The following is an 18429-nucleotide window of genomic DNA, read 5'->3' as shown; positions in this document are numbered from 1 at the left end:
AAGTTAGCGAGAATAAAGTTAGCGAGAATAAAGTTAGCGAGAATAAAGTTAGCGAGAATAAAGTTCGAAGAATGAAGTTTTGCTGATAGATAAGAAAAGTGGTGGAGGGAGCTGGATTCGAACCAGCGAAGGCTGAGCCGTCAGATTTACAGTCTGATCCCTTTGGCCGCTCGGGAACCCCTCCACACTAATTTTGTCGCATTTGGCCCCACTTAACTTAGCGGTAAGAAAAGTGGTGGAGGGAGCTGGATTCGAACCAGCGAAGGCTGAGCCGTCAGATTTACAGTCTGATCCCTTTGGCCGCTCGGGAACCCCTCCAATGCAACGGCGCTGATAATAGCAAAGTGAGCATTTAAGTAAAGAAAAAAGCTAAAGAAATATTAAATAAAGCCGATAAATATCTATTACTAACTGCAATCGGCTAAAGTCTATGCAAATCGATGATTTGTTAATCACAGAGAGTCAACTTAACAATCGTCTTGCCAAAAGTGTCTCAGAACACCGTCGTGGCGAGTTTGCATTATTATTGGCAATGCTTTCTCATGACGTGTTAGATTTTAGTCAATTTCATCTCCCTAAAACCCCATTTGATGCACATGCTTCAACACCAACTGAAGCGCAATTACGTGAACAATTAGGGGCAGGGCCTGAGCAAGCATTGGCTCCAGATGAATTTGATATGCTCATTGGTCAACATAATGCACAGCTATTACAACAAGGCAGCATGGCAGATATTCGTTTACGCTCGTGCCTTGCGCCGGAACCATTAGTGATCAGAGATGATAAAAACCATATTCCACTAATGGTGATTGATAATTGCGAACTTGTCGTGCGAAAGCGTCATTTAGATAAAGAAACACAGCTGGATCATCCGCAAATGGATGCGGCTGCATTTTACGATAGCCTTAATAATGCTGAGCTTCATCAACCCTTACACCTTGCCCAAGCGTGATATTAAGCTGTAATAATTATCGGTAAAAATATTTTATTTATTTTAGTGTAAAAAAAGCATCCACAAACTAAATGCAATTGCTATAATGACCCCAAATGGCATTTCCAATTTACTTGGTATTATTGTCATCATCATTAAATCAAGGTAATTAGGAACGTAATGAAGAAAACATTCACGCTGAATCACGAGAAAATCAAATACCCTCGCATGGTAGATGCTGCAAAGCATGAAGTAAAAAAGTATTTGAAAAGAGAGCGTAACAAAACGTTGCCAATTGATGCTGATTACTGGGCATTTGATTGTAAATTTGGTAACACTGCTGAAGATGCACAAGTGGTGCACGTTGCTGAAATTAGCAACTCAATCAGCGAAATTGAAAAACAAGGCTTAGAGTCGTTTTATGTTGAAATCATTGCTAGAGCTGCACAACGTCAAGTGCAAGACTCTGATGATGAAATTTAAAAGTAATTGATTTAATGAAAGAATGGGCTAAGTAGCCCATTTTTTGTGCTTGCAAAAAAGTAAGTCCAGCACTTTATTTTGCACCTGGTTGGTGCGAAATAGATTATTTATTTTATTTAAATAATACAACTAATTGATTTATAAGTTTTTGTAAAGTTGGTTCTGTAATTGCTATTACTTTTAATTATGCAGTTAGGAGCAAACACATGGCAAGAATGAGTTATATCAGTAGCGTCGAACGTTACCAAGAATACCAAACCGTGATCCACGACTTACTTGACTCAGTGCTAGCAAGCTTAGAAGACGGTGTTAAAAAACAACAAGATAATCGTTACTTAATCGCTCAATACCCATTTTTAGAATTACAATACTGTTTAGATAAAAATGGCGTGCAGCTAGGTAATAATGTCTGCTTTAAACGTCAGTATATGAAAACCTTAAATAATCGTGGCGATTCACAGGATTTGAGTGAACGGCCGTATTTTCAAGGTATCCAACAGCAGCAACATACTCGTTTTACGCCGCCCTATATTTCGATCGCGACCAATCACTTATGTATTTCAGCAATAAAATCGTTACATGCTTCATATGGCGAAAATCGCTATTTAGTGATTGATGTATGTCTAACGCAATTAATCGAATTTATTATGGGGGATCGTACTCGCGCCACGATGACGCCATTTTTTAAAGCGGGTTATGGCATTATTGTCAGTTGCTTATTTATCTTAGTGTTATTTTTACTTGGTAGGGTGTTTGGTGATATTTATAGCTTACTGTTTGTCCGCTCTATAGAAAATGATCCGCTCGAACCGTTTACGATCATCATTTTTATCACCCTCGCGTTAGCAATATTTGATTTAGGTAAAACGATTCTCGAAGAAGAAATTTTAATGCATAAAGATATCTTTAGGCACAGTTCAACGCGGCGCACTATCACACGGTTTATTTCAACTATTTTAATTGCAGTGTCTATTGAAGCGTTATTAACGATGTTTAAGGCAGCGCTGGGGCAGTCGCAGTATTTATTACCGGCAATTTATATGATGTTGGCGGTTGTAGGGCTATTGATTGCGCTGGCTATTTATGTGTATTTAGGGGCAAAAGCCGAAACCTTATTATTGAGCGCACAACGCAATAAGAAAGGGCATTAATAAAAATGGGGTAGGCGATGAATGCCTACCCCAACTCAACTTAGTTTATTCTGCGCGGTCTTGGGCGCGACGAGTTTTAAAATCTGAATCGGCTTGCCATTTTGGCCAATCACCGTTGTTTGCCAATTGTGATGCGATATCAACAATTAACTCGATGTCTTGTTTTACACCACCTAATGACCACTGAGCAGAGTAATCATCAGCTTCTTTATGGTATTTATGAGCAATATAATCTGGATCTGTATCACCTAAACTCATAAACAGTAAACCAGGTACGCCTTGTTTAGCTAGTGAGAAGTGATCTGATCGGAAGAATAGGCCGTTTTGTGGCACGGGATCCATTTTTACATGACGGCCTTGTTTGCTTGCGGCTTTGCTAAGGTAGTCTTCCATTTGTGATAAACCTTTACCGTATTGCAGTATGTAATCGGTGCCATCTAGCACATTCATACCATCAATATTTAACAGAGCGACCATCTGCTTGGTAGGGATAAGTTCGCCACTGGCAAATTGCTCTGAGCCAATTAACCCTGTTTCTTCGGCGGTAAAGTTTGCAAAAATAATCGAGCGCTTAAACGGTTTTTGTTTATGCATGTTACTTAATATACGAGCGATTTCAATTGTGGCAGCACTGCCTGAGGCATTATCAACTGCACCATTATAAATTTTTGGCCCGCTATCAGTTTGCTTAGTGCCAAAATGATCCCAATGTGCGCTGACCACAATATATTCATCAGGCGCTTCACTGCCCGTTAATTGCGCAACAACATTGTGTGATTTAGCGTGTGACACTTCGTTTTTAAATGCAAGGTTTGCTGTTAAATTAAGCGCAGTAGCTTTAAAGTCGTCGTTAAGTGCTTGTTGCTTTAATTGTTGATAGCTCAAGTTTGCTGATTTAAATAGCTGCTCGGTTGCATCGAGTGTTAGCCAACCCATTACCGGTAGTTCTGATGCGTTTAGGTTGTTATCCATCAAGGTATATTTTGTGCCTGTATTTGAGCTTTCAACTACGCCCCAAGGATATGCAGCTGGCGCTGTTTCGTGCACAATAAATACTGCGGCTGCGCCTTGGCGAGCGGCTTCTTCGTATTTGTAAGTCCAGCGACCGTAGTAGGTCATGGCGTTGCCGGTAAATAGCGCATCGTTTTGCGTTGCAAACCCAGGATCATTTACTAACACAACAACCGTTTTACCCGTTACATCAATATTTTTATAATCATTCCAATTATACTCGGGCGCATTAATGCCATAACCAACAAATACTACCTCTGAATTACGAACATCAATAAGTGGCTGTAATTGTTTCGTTCGCGCCGTAAAATCTTTTCCAGCGGTAAAGCTCAAGTCGCCAATTTTTAATTGCATGTTTTGATCAGCGGTTACCATCGCCATTTTTACCGGCTGTAAAAACTTATTATTATATGCGCCAGTTAATCCAAGCGCTTGGTATTGGTCACTTAAGTAACCCACAGTTTTTACTTCACCGCGCGTTAATGGACCGCGTCCTTCAAATTCGTCTGAGGCAAGGGTTTTAATATGTTGTTTAATATTGCTTAAATTTACACTGGTTGTATTGTCAAGCGTTGCCTGTTCTTGAGTAGGCTCTGAACAGCCAGTTAAGCCCAATAATAAAGTTATACTGAGTGATTTAAAAAGAGGAGACATAATTGCAGGTTTTTAAGGATACATACTGTGACTATATGGGGTGTCGGTTTTGCTGTCTAGTTTTTTGCCATGAAGCGCAGATATTTTTATAAAATACAATTAGTTGATTTTGGGTACTATGATTTAGTGATTGAATTAAATTTCGTTGGGTGAAAGGGACTGGCGCAGAAGTTGTGTGGGGAAAAGCTAAAAGCCAGCGAAGAGTGCTGGCCTTTTGCAACAAAATAACACGTTTAAGCGTCAGCTTTCTTTACGCGGATCTTGCTTTTATCAACAGTACTTTGATTCAATGCTTTTATTGCTACAGCAGCTTCTGCATCGTTTGGCATTTCTACAAAGGCAAAGCCTTTCGATTGGCCGGTTTCTTTATCTAGTACTAAATTACAATCGGCTACTTTACCGTGTTCAGTAAAAAGTACGCGGATCTCATGTTCAGTGATAGTACGTGATAAGTTTCTAACTAATAGTTTCATAAAGAACCATGTTTTAAAAATAACAGTGTGGATTGTCTCAAGGAAAAGCCGTTTGACCTAATGATTAATTGCAAACCGCAAAAATAGTTTTAAGCTGATAGCCAAAGAATAAAAAACAATTGAGAATCGCGTAATGAGAGCAGCGACGAATAGCGAAATTAAAACGGCACTGATTGTTTTAGGTGGGCCAAATAACAACGATGGTAGTTTATCAGTAATAGCAAAAAGCCGTTGTCAGCGAGCTTATCAAATATACCAAGCAAACCCCTCTGTTAAGGTATTGTGCACCGGCGGGTTTGGCGCACATTTTAATACCACTAACCACGCCCATGGTGAATATACTAAAAGTTACTTAATTGAACTTGGCATACCCGAATCTGCTTTTTTACCGGTGGCACTAAGCCGCTTTACCTTTGAGGATGCGTTACTCACTAAGCCAATACTTATAGCGGAACATATAACCGAAGCCATTTTAGTCAGTTCAGAATTTCATATTGCGCGAGTTCATTATGTATTTAGTCATGTGCAGCCTAATTTAGAGCTAACTCTGGTAAGTGCTAAAACGCCATTGTCAGAGATTAAATTAGCGCAGTTGTATGCCCATGAACGTCAGGCAATGCAGCGTGAGGAAGCGAATGTGCTTAAGCTGCTCAGCGCTTAAATAAGTCCGTTAGTTACTTGTAATCGATTGAAGAGCCTCTTTATTTGATGTTTATTCATAATCAACTATGAATTTGTCATGCAAGTTTCATTGAAAGTTCAAGTTAGTAATTATTAGGCATTAATTGCTGTCATTTTTACTGCTTACTATGACCACTCTAATTATAAAAAGTATAAATGGAGTTGTTGTGAAAAAATTTAAACTAAACCTATCGTTCGTTTTAGTAACAGTATTACTAGGCGCATGTAGTGATGGTAAAGACGGTGCTAATGGGACAGATGGCACGAATGGTAATGGCGGTATAGACGGTGCTGTTGGATTAAACAGCTTAGTTATGCAAACAGAGTTGAATATGGGCGATAGCAACTGTTGGATGGGCGGCATAAAAATTGATTCGGGTTTGGATGCCGACCGCAATGGTGCTTTAGCCACAACAGAGGTTACAAGTACGTCCTTTCTTTGTAACCCTGATAATTTTGGGACTACCGGTGAGCGTCTATCTTATACCGTAATGCGCAACGAACTAGAAAATTATTATTACCCAGGATCTACTTTTGAGGTACGCAATGGTGGTTACGGCTCTGATATGGATGGTCACCCGATGAATACGACACAATTTTATGCTTTAACTGATCGTGGTCCTAATTCTAATTATCGAACCTCTCAAGAGGGCGCACCTCACGGTAATGGTAAGAAGTTCCTAACACCTGACTACACGCCGCGTATTGGTTTATTTGCAGTTCAGTCAACGGGTGATATCGCTAAGATTAAAGATATTTTGCTCAAAGATCGTGATGGTAACAATATTAGTGGCCTACCAAATTCAGCTGCATTAGGTGGAACAGGTGAAGTACCGTATACGACTGATGGCGAAGTTATTCGCGCAGATATGACGCAGCCGTATGACGAAGTTACTAACCCTGCAGTTTATGATGATTATGGTTTGGATGCCGAAGGTTTAGCTGCTTTAAAAGATGGTACTTTCTGGGTTAGCGATGAGTATGGTCCACACATGGTGCATTATGATGCTAACGGTAAAGAAATTGGCCGTATTAATGCATTTACCGCAGACATACGTACAGATGCTATTAATACTGATTACGGTTTGAAGATTAACTTACCAGCAGAGTTTGCTAATCGATGGGCTAACCGTGGTATGGAGGGGTTAGCGATCACACCTGATCAGAAAACATTAGTCGGCATTATGCAATCAAGCTTGGATAATCCGAGTAAAAACCGTACAGATTTAACTCGTATTGTCACTGTTGATTTAGAAACTGGCAATATTTCGCAATATTTGTATCGACAGGTTAAAGGGTCGAATTCTAACTCAGCAATTAAAGCGCTGAGCAACACGAGCTTCTTAGTACTTGAACGTGACGGTGCTTTTTATAACAAAGGTGATGAGACAGCACAAAAGCATGTTTATAAGATTGATATCAGCGGTGCGACCGATTTAGAAGCAGTTGCAGCAATGGGGGATATTGAACAAAATAGCAATTTAGGTTTAATCATTGCAGGTAAAACAATAGAGCAAGTTATAAATGATGCAGTTGATTATGATGCAGGTTGGGCTGAACTAGCTGCAAAGAATATCTTACCAGTGACAAAAAGCACATCGCCAGTTGTTGATATGGTTAACGAAGTTTCTTACCCACATGACAAGATGGAAGGTTTATGGCTTATCGATAATACGCGTTTGGGGGTGATTAATGATGATGACTTTGCTACTTGGTCTGAAGCCACTATTGGAGGGCCGTTAGGGCAAAAGTATTTAGATACTAATAATACTGTCGTTGATGGTAATACCTTGTATATAGTTGATGGTCTGGATTTATCACCTATTCAATAATCATAATGAATTCAAGCCGATTCACGTCGGCTTTTTTTATTACAATTTATAAAGGTTAGTGATGAAACATAAAAGCGAATTTGTCAGTGGTTTGTCATTATTATTAATTTGTAGCGCTGTTAGTGCCGATAATCCTGATGTGATTTCTCGATAGTATAAGGGTTTACTCGAGCCTAGCAAACTCACTTATAGTAATGAGTCGGCTAACGTAGACAGTTATTTTAGTGCATTTAAAGCCATAGTAGAGACGGCAATCTTACGATGTAAATGGCTCATTATCACTTGATAAGAACCGTACAGTTAAGTTTTTCGATACTCTAGGTAGCTGTCAGCTGCAAAATTTAGGTTATTCGTTTCGTGAACGAATCGAAAATGGTAATTCAGAAGTGACATTGAAATTTCGCAGTCGGGATCGCTATACCGCTAATTTCGAAGATTTATCATCAGCGACTAACGGCACCAAGACTAAGCTAGAGGCTGACTGAGGAATAACCAATTCTGATTACCAAGTAGTTTATAGTCATTCAACTAAAGCACCAAATACTCGTAAAATCAATGGCTTTAAAGATATAAATACGCATGACTCTGGCTTTGAATTAGAGTTTAGTTTTAATGATAATTTGATGCTGGCACAAGTCGGCAACTTAACTATTTACGAGCGTGTTTATAAAGGAGCACAAATTGACTTAGGCTCAATTGATGCACAAGTCAGTGTAACACTATGGTACAGCGGTATTCCCTCGGCTGGTCAACAGCTAATCATCGCGCAGCCATCGTTTAAATATGAAGACTTCATGGCTAATTATACGCAAAAAGTAGTGCAACGAGCTTTGATTGCGTTCGATGGTATGAATAGTTTAAGTAGTTGGAACCTCACAGGGGGGCTGACTAAATCACAAGCCGTTTATCAATATAATCCTAGCTTTAGTAATTAAAGACATGCGAGATGAGTGTCGGTATCGATATAAATTGCACGTGATTAAGAAAACAAAAAGCCGTTAGTGATTTAATCCATTACTAACGGCTTTTTCAATTCTGTAAAAATGATTACTTCACTTCTTTACCCGCAGCTTGTTGATCAGCATGGTAGCTTGAACGAACAAATGGACCTGATGCGGCATGAGTAAAGCCAATTTCATCAGCGTACTCTTTAAGCGCGTCAAACTCTGCTGGTGGCACGTAGCGTTTTACAGGTAAGTGATGCTTTGATGGCTGTAGGTATTGGCCAACCGTTAGCATATCGACATTATGCGCGCGTAAATCACGCAGTACTTCTTCGATTTCGCTAATTTCTTCGCCAAGACCAACCATTAGGCCTGATTTAGTTTTCACTTCAGGGTGTGCTTCTTTAAAGCGACGCAGTAATTCTAATGACCATTTGTAGTCAGCACCTGGGCGCGCAAGTTTATATAAACGCGGTGCAGTTTCAAGGTTATGATTGAATACATCTGGTGGCGTTTCTATTAAGATTTCAAGCGCTCGGTCCATGCGACCACGAAAATCAGGCACTAAAATTTCGATGGTGATTTTTGGGTTATACTTGCGAATTTCACGAATACAATCAGCAAAATGTTGTGCGCCGCCATCACGTAAATCATCACGATCCACAGAGGTGATCACCACATAGCTTAACTTCATATCGCGAATAGTAAGAGCCAACTTTTCAGGCTCTGCGGCGTCTGGTGTTAACGGACGGCCATGGGCAACATCACAAAATGGGCAACGACGAGTACAAATTGCGCCTAAAATCATAAAAGTTGCTGTACCGTGATTAAAGCATTCTGATAAGTTAGGGCAAGAGGCTTCTTCACACACTGAATGCAGTCCGTGCTTACGCATGGCTTGTTTAATGCCGTCGATCCGCTCGGTTGATTTAGGTAAGCGAATTTTTAGCCACTCTGGCTTGCGTAACATTTCGTTTTTTTCAGTGGGTAATACTTTTACTGGGATCAACGCCATTTTTTCAGCGTCGCGTAGTTTTACCCCTGGTTCCATCTTGACTGGTTTATTCATTCGTTTTCAAACCCTTCAGTATACTTAACCTGTGTCGCATTAAGTTTTTTAATCATATGTTTTACGAGACCAGCACCTGCTTGCGCAAGGTTTTCTGGGCCGTTCAAGTCGGTTGTTTGCACCATGTTCATACCGGCGTAACCACATGGGTTGATACGTAAAAACGGACTCATGTCCATGTTTACATTCAATGCTAGACCATGAAAAGAGCAGCCACGGCGAACACGAAGTCCTAATGATGCTATTTTGCTATCGTTAACATAAACCCCTGGGGCATCTGCTTTTGCGTAGGCTTTAATACCGTAATCATTGAGTGTATCGATAATACACTCTTCAAGCCATGTGACCAATTCTCGTACGCCAATTTTCAAGCGACGTAAGTTAAATAATACGTACATCATTTGCTGGCCCGGTCCGTGATAGGTTACTTGACCACCTCGGTCAACCTTGATCACTTCAATGTCGCCAGGGGCAAGTAGGTGTTCATCTTTACCTGCTTGGCCTTGCGTGAATACTGGCTCATGTTCAACGAGCCATATTTCATCCGCATCATGCTCAGTTCGAACATCAGTATAGTTTTGCATTTGTTGCCAAATTGGCATGTAACGCTGTTTACCAAGTTGACGGACGATTAAGGTATTTTCGCTCACAGCTTACTCCGCTTAGCGTTTAAAGCATGTGTCGTACGTCATCAATCGCACTTATCACGTTATAAATTTCTTCAATATGAGTGCCGCTGGTCACGGTAACGACTAAGCTAACTGACTCATAATTACCTTTGCTGCTAGGTTTAACTTTTGGAGCATAATCGCCAGGAGCAATAGGTTGTAACTTAGTTAGAATTTGGTCAGTTAAGTTGACGTTTGCCAACCCCATTACTCTAAATGTAAAAGGGCAAGGGTATTCTAAATATTCATCAAATTTAGTATTTTTTACCGGTGTAGCCACGACGTTGACTCCTCATACTTATGTGCGTTTAGTACTATTTTACTAAACAATAAACCGATTAGATAACCTGTTCTCGACCTTTATAGCAATTGAATTAATCGCTTACGTAAGACAATTGGTATTCTGGTTATTTGCGGGTTAGATATGGGGCGCATTCTACCATCTTTAAAGCAAAAAAAAACGCCTTGCTTTGCAAGGCGCTTATATTATTTGGTAGCGTTTTACATTATTTGTAAACGTAGGTAATCATAAATTTTACTAAAGAAGCTACCTTCTTCAACTTCTTCAAGCGTTACCAGAGGATACTGAGCAATTACTTCGCCTTCAAGTTGTAAAGATAAAGTACCTACGGTAGAGCCTTTCGCTAATGGCGCCTCTAAAACTTTATCAAGTTTAAAGTCGGCTTTTAAATTTTTACGTTGGCCACGCGGAATAGTGATCGGCGTATCAACTAAAATGCCTAACGATACATTTTCTTTGTTACCCATCCAAATACGTTGCTCGGCAAAACTGTCGCCGGCTTTGTAAGGTGTGATTGTTTCAAAAAAACGAAAACCATAGTTAAGTAATTTTTTACTTTCTACTTTACGTGCACGTTCACTCGAAGTACCCATAACCACGGCGATTAAACGCATATCATCTTTAGTCGCTGAACTTACTAAGCTGTAACCGGCTTCCGATGTATGACCGGTTTTTATACCATCAACGTTTAAGCTTTCATCCCATAACAGTGAGTTACGGTTGTATTGCTTAATGCCGTTAAAAGTAAATGATTTTTGTGCGTAAACTGCATACTCGTCAGGCACATCACGAATAAGTGCTGCACCTAAGGTGGCCATATCTCGAGGGGTTGTGAAGTGTTCGTTGGTATCTAAGCCATGGCTGTTAATGAAGTGGCTGTTACTCATACCTAATTTCTCAGCATGGGCATTCATTAAGTCTGCAAATGCGCTTTCGCTACCGGCAATATGTTCTGCCATAGCCACACAGGCATCATTACCTGATTGAATAATTATACCGTGGTTTAAATCATCGACAGTGACCTGCTTACCGACTTCGATAAACATTTTTGATGATTCAGGAAAGTTTTTAGCCCACGCTTTTTCGCTCACTGTGACCATATCGGTTGGGGCAATGTTACCCGCTTTGATTTCGGTACCAATGACATAGCTGGTCATCATTTTAGTTAAACTGGCAGGTGCTAGGCGAGTATCAGGTTCACCTTCAGCTATAATTTTACCTGTAGTAAAATCAACAAGAAAATAACCTTTTGCATTAACTTGAGGTGGGGCTGGGATGATTTGGGCGGTCGCAGAAAAAACGGCAGCAGAGCAAACAACGCTACACACACCGCTAATAATTTTGGATTTAATAGATTTCATCATACTCATTAATGGTTAAAGTTAAAGATTCGCGTTTACCTCATTCTAAAGGTGTTATTCACTATAAAGCAAGAACGCGTTTTGAAATTGATCCTGTTTTAATTTTTCAAGTACTTGCTGAGCTTGCTCAGCATTTTTAATTGGCCCTAAACGCAGCCTATAAATAGCATCTTTTTCCACAATATTAGTGGGTAATTGATATTGCTGGCGTAGGGTGTACGCTAATGCTTCAATATTTTCTAAGGTACTGCCTGCAGCGACTTGAATATAACTCAAACGCGCAGTCGAATCGGGCATTGTGATAGCCTCAAGCTTAACCTTGGCTGTACCATGATGATAGTAACCAAGTTTATACGCTGCTGCATAGGATAAATCGATTAAGCGGTCATCATGAAATGGGCCACGATCATTTACACGGACAATCACAGACTTGCCATTACTGGTGTTGGTTACTTTTACAAAGCTTGGTAAGGGTAACGTTTTATGAGCGGCAGTCATCGCGAACATATCATATATTTCGCCATTTGAGGTGTGGTAACCATGAAATTTGCGCCCATACCATGAGGCGATACCTTCTTCGCTATAGCCAGTTTCATCCAGCATCGGAGTATAGTTTTTGCCATTAACGGTGTAAGCGCGGCCAGCACTGGCACTTTTGGTAACTTTAGTGACTATGGCATCTTGCATTTCTAATTCAGTTGGCGCGCGAAGTGGTGCAGAATCATGGCGCATACTATACCGGTCACTGTGATTTATGCCTGAGGAACTACAAGCGCTTAAAACAATCATTAACCATGAACAACTGAACAACTTTAGACAGTAACGCATTACTTTAATAGCATCCTTTTATCAGTTGCGATAGACATAATAATGCCAAATCCAGCCATTAAGGTAACCATCGATGTACCGCCATAACTTATTAATGGCAATGGTACACCCACTACAGGCAGTAACCCTGATACCATGCCAATATTTACAAATACATAAACAAAAAAAGTCAGGGTCAGTGCACCTGCCAGTAATTTACCAAATGCATCTTGGGCATTAACCGCGATATATAAACCGCGACCAATGATGAATAGATACATGCATAATAAAACACATACACCAAAAAGACCAAACTCCTCACTAAGTACAGAGAAGATAAAATCAGTATGGCGTTCGGGTAAAAATTCTAATTGTGATTGGGTGCCTTGCAACCAACCTTTACCTTCAATACCACCGGAGCCGATAGCTATTTTTGATTGAATAATATGGTAACCAGAGCCAAGAGGATCGCTTTCTGGATTGAACAAAGTTAGTACCCGCTGTTTTTGATAGTCATGCATACCGTAATGCCAAAAAGGCCACGCAGCTAAAGCAACCAAAGCGCTCAAAAAGCCGATTAATCGCCAGCTTAGACCAGACAAAAATAATACAAATATCCCTGAACTGGCGATTAAGATAGATGTGCCTAAGTCGGGCTGCTCTTTGATCAGGAGTGTGGGAACCATAACAATGGTAAAACCAACAACTAAGTGTAGTGCTCTAGGCGGTAAATGATTACGGCCAATATACCAAGCCACCATCATAGGCACGGCTATTTTCATTAATTCAGCAGGTTGAAAACGGGTAATACCTAAATCTAACCAGCGCTGAGCGCCTTTGGAGCTGACGCCAAATAACAGCACCGCAACTAGCATCAGTAATCCAGCACAATATAAAGGAATAACTAAACGCTTTAAGGTCGCTGGTGAAAATTGCGCCAAAATAAGCATGCCTAAAATTGCACCGCCCATCCTGGTAATATGGCGGATCATCATTGCCGGGTCTTGACCACTGGCGCTATAAACAACGGTTACACTGCCTGCCATCATTAATAGCAATGCCAGTAGTAGCGGCAAGTCAAGATGCATACGCACCCAGATTGAACGACCATCATGTAGAGTAGTCATGGTGTGTTATTCCTGGCAAGATTAACGGGATTTGCAGCAAAGTAGTAATCCATTAGTTGGCGAGCAATTTGCACACCGCCATGATTGTTTTCTAGAACAACAGAAACAACGATTCTGGGATCCTCATAAGGTGCAAAGCCTACATAGATAGTGTTATCACGTTGACGCTCTTTGAGGGATTTTGCATCGTAGCGTTCACCTTGAGCAATACTGACTATTTGTGCGGTGCCTGTTTTACCTGCTGAATCGTAATTTGTTCCTTTAAATGCTTTGTGAGCGGTACCAGAGGCTTTTTGTACTGTGTTATGCATAGCATCTAAAGCGATTTGCCAATGGTGAGGTTCTTTTAAAAAAATCGGGGGTTTTTCTTCATTATTGATTTGTGTAACTTCATCGTCTTTTTTCACAACTTGTACTAAGTGTGGTGGGTGGTTAATTCCACGGTTCACTAATATATTCATCGCGTTTGCGATTTGTAGGGGGGTTGCGGTCCAATAACCTTGGCCAATGCCAACTGAGATTGTATCGCCACGCCACCATGATTCTTTAAAACGGCCTTCTTTCCATTCTTTTGAGGGCAAAATAGCCGTGGTTTCTTCATGAATATCAATGCCGGTTAAATCACCGTAGCCAAACTGTGCCATAAAATCACTGATTTTTGTGATCCCTAATCGATAAGAGACATCATAAAAGTAGGTATCGCACGACTCTTCAATGGCTTTGTAAACATCAACATGACCATGGCCCCAACGTTTCCAATCTCGCCATTTATGATCAACATTCGGAATTTGAAAGAAGCCAGGATCCCACATTGACGTTTGCTCGGTAACGAGACCTTCTTCAAGAGCAAGAACTGCCATGTGAGGTTTTACCGTCGATGCTGGTGCATAACGTCCTTGTGTGGTTCTATTTATAAGAGGTCGGTCAGGGTTTAATAGGGCTTTATAGTTTTTACTGCTAATACCGTGAACAAATAAGTTCGGATCATAACTGGGATTAGAATACAGCGCTAACACGCCACCGTCTTTAGCGTCCATGACGACTACAGCGCCACGCATATCTTTAAGTGCATGTTGGGCAATCTGCTGCAAGCCAACATCAAGGGTGAGCACTAAATCATTACCTGGTTGCGGAGGAGTCATGCTTAAGGTACGAATGACACGACCACGATTATTGACTTCAACCCGCTGCGAGCCTACTTGGCCATGCAGCAGTTGTTCATAATATTTCTCAATACCGAGTTTACCAATATCATGGGTTGCACGGTAATTAGTACCTTGCTCTTGTGATTCGAGCTGAGCCAGTTCTTTTTTATTGAGTTTAGCGACGTAACCTAACGCATGAGTTAGGGTGTCTGCAAACGGGTAGTAGCGTGCCAAACGTGCTTCGATACTAAACCCAGGGAATTTATACTGATTAACTGAAAAACGCGCTACTTCTTGTTCGTTTAAACGTGCTTTTAATACTTGGCTCTTAAAGCGACGGTTATGCTTTATATCATCAAGAAAATCGTTTTTTTGTTGCTCTGAGATATCAATAAATTGTGTCAGTGCTGACAGTGATGCATCAAGATCGTCAACTTCTTCAGGAATGACTTCTAAATTATAAACCGGTTTATTTTCAGCAAGCAACACACCATTGCGGTCATAAATAAGGCCTCGGTTAGGAGCAATAGGAATAACTTTAATGCGATTGTCGTTAGAACGTGTTTGATAATCTTGGTGATCATCAACTTGAATGGTATATAAATTGGAAAGTAAAACCGCGACTAAAATAGTAACAAATACAAACCCCACAAAGGCGCGACGAGCAAATAGGTTAGCTTCTGCTGAGTGGTCTCTAATTGTGGGTCTGTGTTTGCGCATGAGTAAATGTTACTCGCGATGATACGGGTGGTTATTGTTTAAGCTCCAGCCTCTATATAGACTTTCAGCAACAATAATACGCACCAATGGATGTGGTAGGGTCAAATTTGATAATGACCATTTTTGCTCTGAGGCAGCAATACATTCTGGTGCTAAGCCTTCAGGGCCGCCAATTAGCAAACTTACATCGCGGCCATCCAGTTGCCACTTCTCCATGTCTTTTGCTAATTGGTGAGTATCAAGCGCTTTGCCTGTTACCTCAAGCGTAACAATACGATTGCCTTTAGGGATAGCGGCTAAGGTTTTTTCGCCTTCAATATGCAAAATACGTTTAATATCTGCATTTTTACCACGTTTACCTGCGGGAATTTCAATTAACTCCAGCGCCATATCTTTTGGAAAGCGGCGCTGATATTGTGCAAAACCCGTTTCTACCCACGCTGGCATTTTGGTGCCAACGGCAATCATCTGTATTTTCACGTGTTACATCCAAGCTCTAGTAAAATTAGTGAGCAATTAGCTCCATAGTTTTTCGAGGTCGTAATAGCTACGTGCTTGATCTTGCATTACGTGTACGATTACATCGCCTAAATCAACCAGTGCCCATTCACCATCGCTTTGGCCTTCATAACCTAGAGGCTCTTGACCTGCGTGACGAGCTTCTTTTGCTAAATGATCAGCAATTGACAATACATGACGTTTCGAAGTACCAGAGCACACGACCATAAAATCGGTGATGTCTGAGCTTGCGCTTACATCAATATTAACCACATCACGTGCTTTCATATCGTCAATTTTGTCTATTGCAAAGGCGAGTAGTTGTTTCGTATCCAAGGTGTTATCTCATTTAAAAGTGAATAGCTGTTATTTTATCACGCAACTGGTATTTATTCATCACTTAGATAAAGTTGCTGTGATTGAATATACTGACTCACGCCAGTAGGAAGAAGTTCATTGTAATCTATGGCATTTTTAATCGCCTTGCGAATATCGCTTGAGGCAATAGCCATTTCTTCGCCAGCTAAAAAATATAATTTTCCACCAGCTTGCGTTGTAAGCTCTGCGCTATTACTACATTCTGCGGCTTGTTGGTATGCGAGTAACTCGCCATGGGCAGTGCATTTTAGGCCCGGGCGTTGAAATACCACAATATGACAAAGCTGAGTAATTGTTTGCCACTCAAACCATTTATCTAAGTTATTAAACGAATCCATGCCAATTAAAAATAATAATGGTTGATCTGGAAATTGTATGCGGATCTCTTGCAGGCTTAATAATGAATATGACGGGCCACTGCGATTGAGTTCGCGTAAATCGAGTTGAAAATATGGGTAAGGTGCAATCGCTGCATTGAGCATTGCGATGCGATGCTGCGTACTTATCCCAGGTGCAGTCTTATGAGCTGGAATAGCACAAGGCATAAAGTATAAAGTCGCTAAATTAAAGTGTTTTACACAGTGCTTCGCCATATTTATATGGCCTAAGTGAACAGGGTCGAAGGTGCCACCAAACAGTGCAATCATTATAAACGCCTAATAATTAGTTAAGTGGGTGCGCAGGCAGTGGGATCACCAATGGCTGACAAAACACCAAACAAATATGTGCCAAAGCCTGATAAGGCTTGATTAAATTACCTTGTTTATAGCTGGCATCAAATTGTGCGAGCAACTGGGTGATTTGCTCTAAAGTATGTATCGACAAACGATTAAGTGCTTGTTGAATCGGCCCTTGCTGATTTTTCCAGATGGCTTTTTGTTTAAATAGCGTTGCCAGTTGTTCACCTTGTTGTAAGCCTAATTGTAGGCTTAGTAAGGTATTTGCTTCTTTAGTAATGGTCCATAAGATACTCACAGCTTCAGTGTTATCGCCAGCGAGTTTATTTAATACTTTAATTGCTTGGCGACTATTACCTTGTAGCAGTGCATCACTTAAATCAAAAATATCAAACTTGGCTTGATTAAGTAGGCCTTGTAAAACCTGCTGTTGATCGATCATAGCAGTGCCATGCAATAACGACAGCTTTTCGAGCTCTTGAAAACACGCTAACAAATTACCTTCAGTAGCATCAATTAGGGTGCGTTTGGCATCTGCTTGCATATTGATTTTTAAGCGCTGGCACTGCTCATCAAGCCAACGGCTTAAATGATTGCCGGTCAGGGGGTAGCAGGGTACAAATACGCCCAGTTTATCTAACGACTTAAACCAAGCACTGCGCTGAATATCTTGACTGGCCTTGGCCCCTTTTACAATAAGTACGGTGTCGGGGTTGTTTAGTGCTACGAGCTGTTTAAACGTTTGGCTACCAACAATACCTGGCTTTTGAAAATTAAGGTCTAGCTCGATTAAAGTACGAGCACTAAATAACGACATACTTTGATATTGCGCTATTAGCTCTTGCCAATCAAAACCGGGCATTAAGGTAAATTTAACAACCTCATCAAAACCTTGCTGTTTCGCAATCTGACGAATTTGTTGAGCGCATTGTGCTACTTGAAAGGGTTCTTCACCAAATACTAAATAAAAAGGCTGTAAGCCTTTTTTTAATTCATTGGGTAATTGATTCGCATAACAGCGCATTATAGTTGCGACAGCTCTCTAACAATACGACGACTAGCTTGCATGCGAATTTCATTCAGTAGCAACTCTAACTCTTTTGCTTTTGCTAAAGCGTTATCTGGGTCGTCTTGATAATTACGATAAAGCTCAAAACGTTGTTCAATTGCTTCTTTGCCTGGGCGCTTGAGTAAGTAGCGAACACTATAAGCTAACTCGTACTCGGCAACCTGACCATTTTTAAATAATGATAAGGTTTGGCGTTCAAGACGATCTTTATATAAATACAGCTGAGCGACGTTTTTCTTAGGCGTGTCGAGTAACTCAACTTTGCTCAATGTGAGTTCTTTGCCAAGCATCGCAAATAACGCTGATTTTTCATCATCACCGTTTAAAGTTAAGGTGGCCAAGTCATCAGGCAGACTTGAGGCTTTTTTAAGGTGAAAGCCGCAGCTAGATAACAAAAAACAGACTAGCGCTAAGGCTAGTCCGTTTTTAATGGCATGAATAGCAGCCAT

At 40.6% G+C, this 18429-nt stretch carries 20 protein-coding genes and 2 tRNA genes; 6 read left to right on the top strand and 16 right to left on the bottom strand.

Translation table 11 applies throughout. The annotated features are described in order from the left end of the window. Window positions 1-99: 99 nt before the first annotated feature. Both H5163_RS16830 and H5163_RS16825 read right to left on the bottom strand, forming a co-directional pair. Window positions 100-184, bottom strand: a tRNA-Tyr gene (locus H5163_RS16830). Between the two features lie 49 nt (window positions 185-233). Further along, window positions 234-318 (bottom strand) — tRNA-Tyr (locus tag H5163_RS16825). A gap of 112 nt (window positions 319-430) precedes the next feature. On the opposite strand from H5163_RS16825, the gene H5163_RS16820 reads away from it, so the two are divergent. From H5163_RS16820 to H5163_RS16810, 3 genes are all read left to right on the top strand, one after another. Next, window positions 431-952 carry a VC2046/SO_2500 family protein gene (locus H5163_RS16820; protein WP_145241410.1) on the top strand — a complete coding sequence of 174 codons (522 nt, stop codon included), beginning with the start codon at window positions 431-433 and terminating at the stop codon, window positions 950-952. A 159-nt stretch (window positions 953-1111) separates the two neighbouring features. Continuing rightward, window positions 1112-1414 (top strand): DUF6172 family protein, encoded by a 303-nt coding sequence (locus tag H5163_RS16815; protein WP_145241408.1) that lies wholly within the window; start codon window positions 1112-1114, stop codon window positions 1412-1414. A gap of 206 nt (window positions 1415-1620) precedes the next feature. Then, window positions 1621-2565, top strand: a complete 945-nt coding sequence (locus tag H5163_RS16810; protein ID WP_145241406.1) for a general glycosylation pathway protein — start codon at window positions 1621-1623, stop codon at window positions 2563-2565. Window positions 2566-2610: 45 nt separating this feature from the next. Here the strand turns inward: H5163_RS16810 and H5163_RS16805 are convergent, their stop codons facing one another. Both H5163_RS16805 and H5163_RS16800 read right to left on the bottom strand, forming a co-directional pair. After that, window positions 2611-4230 (bottom strand): M28 family metallopeptidase, encoded by a 1620-nt coding sequence (locus H5163_RS16805; protein ID WP_182735576.1) that lies wholly within the window; start codon window positions 4228-4230, stop codon window positions 2611-2613. A 233-nt stretch (window positions 4231-4463) separates the two neighbouring features. Then, window positions 4464-4703, bottom strand: a complete 240-nt coding sequence (locus tag H5163_RS16800) for an RNA-binding protein (protein WP_145241401.1) — start codon at window positions 4701-4703, stop codon at window positions 4464-4466. Window positions 4704-4836: 133 nt separating this feature from the next. On the opposite strand from H5163_RS16800, the gene H5163_RS16795 reads away from it, so the two are divergent. From H5163_RS16795 to H5163_RS21195, 3 genes are all read left to right on the top strand, one after another. Continuing rightward, on the top strand, window positions 4837-5364 hold the full coding sequence (locus tag H5163_RS16795) for a YdcF family protein (RefSeq protein ID WP_220493068.1): 528 nt from the start codon (window positions 4837-4839) through the stop codon (window positions 5362-5364). Between the two features lie 187 nt (window positions 5365-5551). After that, window positions 5552-7216 (top strand): esterase-like activity of phytase family protein, encoded by a 1665-nt coding sequence (locus H5163_RS16790; RefSeq protein WP_310736653.1) that lies wholly within the window; start codon window positions 5552-5554, stop codon window positions 7214-7216. A gap of 623 nt (window positions 7217-7839) precedes the next feature. Next, window positions 7840-8151 carry a hypothetical protein gene (locus H5163_RS21195; RefSeq protein WP_220493532.1) on the top strand — a complete coding sequence of 104 codons (312 nt, stop codon included), beginning with the start codon at window positions 7840-7842 and terminating at the stop codon, window positions 8149-8151. A 112-nt stretch (window positions 8152-8263) separates the two neighbouring features. Here the strand turns inward: H5163_RS21195 and lipA are convergent, their stop codons facing one another. From lipA to lptE, 12 genes are all read right to left on the bottom strand, one after another. Continuing rightward, entirely contained in the window at window positions 8264-9229 is a 966-nt protein-coding gene (gene lipA, locus H5163_RS16780; RefSeq protein WP_145240533.1) for a lipoyl synthase, read from the bottom strand. After that, window positions 9226-9879, bottom strand: a complete 654-nt coding sequence (gene lipB / locus H5163_RS16775) for a lipoyl(octanoyl) transferase LipB (RefSeq protein WP_145240535.1) — start codon at window positions 9877-9879, stop codon at window positions 9226-9228. Before lipB ends, lipA begins: the two co-directional genes overlap by 4 nt. Window positions 9880-9898: 19 nt before the next feature. After that, window positions 9899-10177: a DUF493 family protein YbeD gene (gene ybeD, locus H5163_RS16770; protein ID WP_145240537.1), complete on the bottom strand. Its 279-nt coding sequence runs from the start codon at window positions 10175-10177 to the stop codon at window positions 9899-9901. A gap of 221 nt (window positions 10178-10398) precedes the next feature. Beyond that, on the bottom strand, window positions 10399-11559 hold the full coding sequence (locus H5163_RS16765; RefSeq protein ID WP_145240539.1) for a serine hydrolase: 1161 nt from the start codon (window positions 11557-11559) through the stop codon (window positions 10399-10401). Between the two features lie 54 nt (window positions 11560-11613). After that, on the bottom strand, window positions 11614-12387 hold the full coding sequence (locus tag H5163_RS16760; protein WP_145240541.1) for a septal ring lytic transglycosylase RlpA family protein: 774 nt from the start codon (window positions 12385-12387) through the stop codon (window positions 11614-11616). Then, entirely contained in the window at window positions 12387-13493 is a 1107-nt protein-coding gene (gene rodA, locus H5163_RS16755) for a rod shape-determining protein RodA (RefSeq protein WP_145240543.1), read from the bottom strand. Before rodA ends, H5163_RS16760 begins: the two co-directional genes overlap by 1 nt. Beyond that, entirely contained in the window at window positions 13490-15358 is a 1869-nt protein-coding gene (gene mrdA / locus H5163_RS16750) for a penicillin-binding protein 2 (RefSeq protein ID WP_145240545.1), read from the bottom strand. The genes rodA and mrdA overlap by 4 nt, the downstream gene beginning before the upstream one ends. 9 nt (window positions 15359-15367) lie before the next feature. Beyond that, window positions 15368-15838, bottom strand: coding sequence for a 23S rRNA (pseudouridine(1915)-N(3))-methyltransferase RlmH (rlmH, locus tag H5163_RS16745; protein ID WP_145240546.1), 471 nt, complete (start codon window positions 15836-15838; stop codon window positions 15368-15370). Between the two features lie 36 nt (window positions 15839-15874). Further along, on the bottom strand, window positions 15875-16192 hold the full coding sequence (gene rsfS / locus H5163_RS16740; protein WP_145240548.1) for a ribosome silencing factor: 318 nt from the start codon (window positions 16190-16192) through the stop codon (window positions 15875-15877). A gap of 53 nt (window positions 16193-16245) precedes the next feature. After that, the gene (nadD, locus tag H5163_RS16735) at window positions 16246-16881 is read right to left on the bottom strand and encodes a nicotinate-nucleotide adenylyltransferase (RefSeq protein WP_182732179.1); all 636 of its coding nucleotides are present in this window, start codon (window positions 16879-16881) and stop codon (window positions 16246-16248) included. 16 nt (window positions 16882-16897) lie between these two features. Further along, the gene (holA, locus tag H5163_RS16730; protein ID WP_145240552.1) at window positions 16898-17935 is read right to left on the bottom strand and encodes a DNA polymerase III subunit delta; all 1038 of its coding nucleotides are present in this window, start codon (window positions 17933-17935) and stop codon (window positions 16898-16900) included. Next, window positions 17935-18429: an LPS assembly lipoprotein LptE gene (gene lptE / locus H5163_RS16725; protein WP_145240554.1), complete on the bottom strand. Its 495-nt coding sequence runs from the start codon at window positions 18427-18429 to the stop codon at window positions 17935-17937. Before lptE ends, holA begins: the two co-directional genes overlap by 1 nt.

Source organism: Pseudoalteromonas sp. SG44-8 (assembly GCF_014164125.1).
In the GTDB taxonomy this organism is placed as follows: Bacteria; Pseudomonadota; Gammaproteobacteria; order Enterobacterales; family Alteromonadaceae; genus Pseudoalteromonas; species Pseudoalteromonas rhizosphaerae.
Note: the sequence above shows the minus strand (reverse complement) of the source record. Positions and strands in the feature narration are given on the sequence as shown.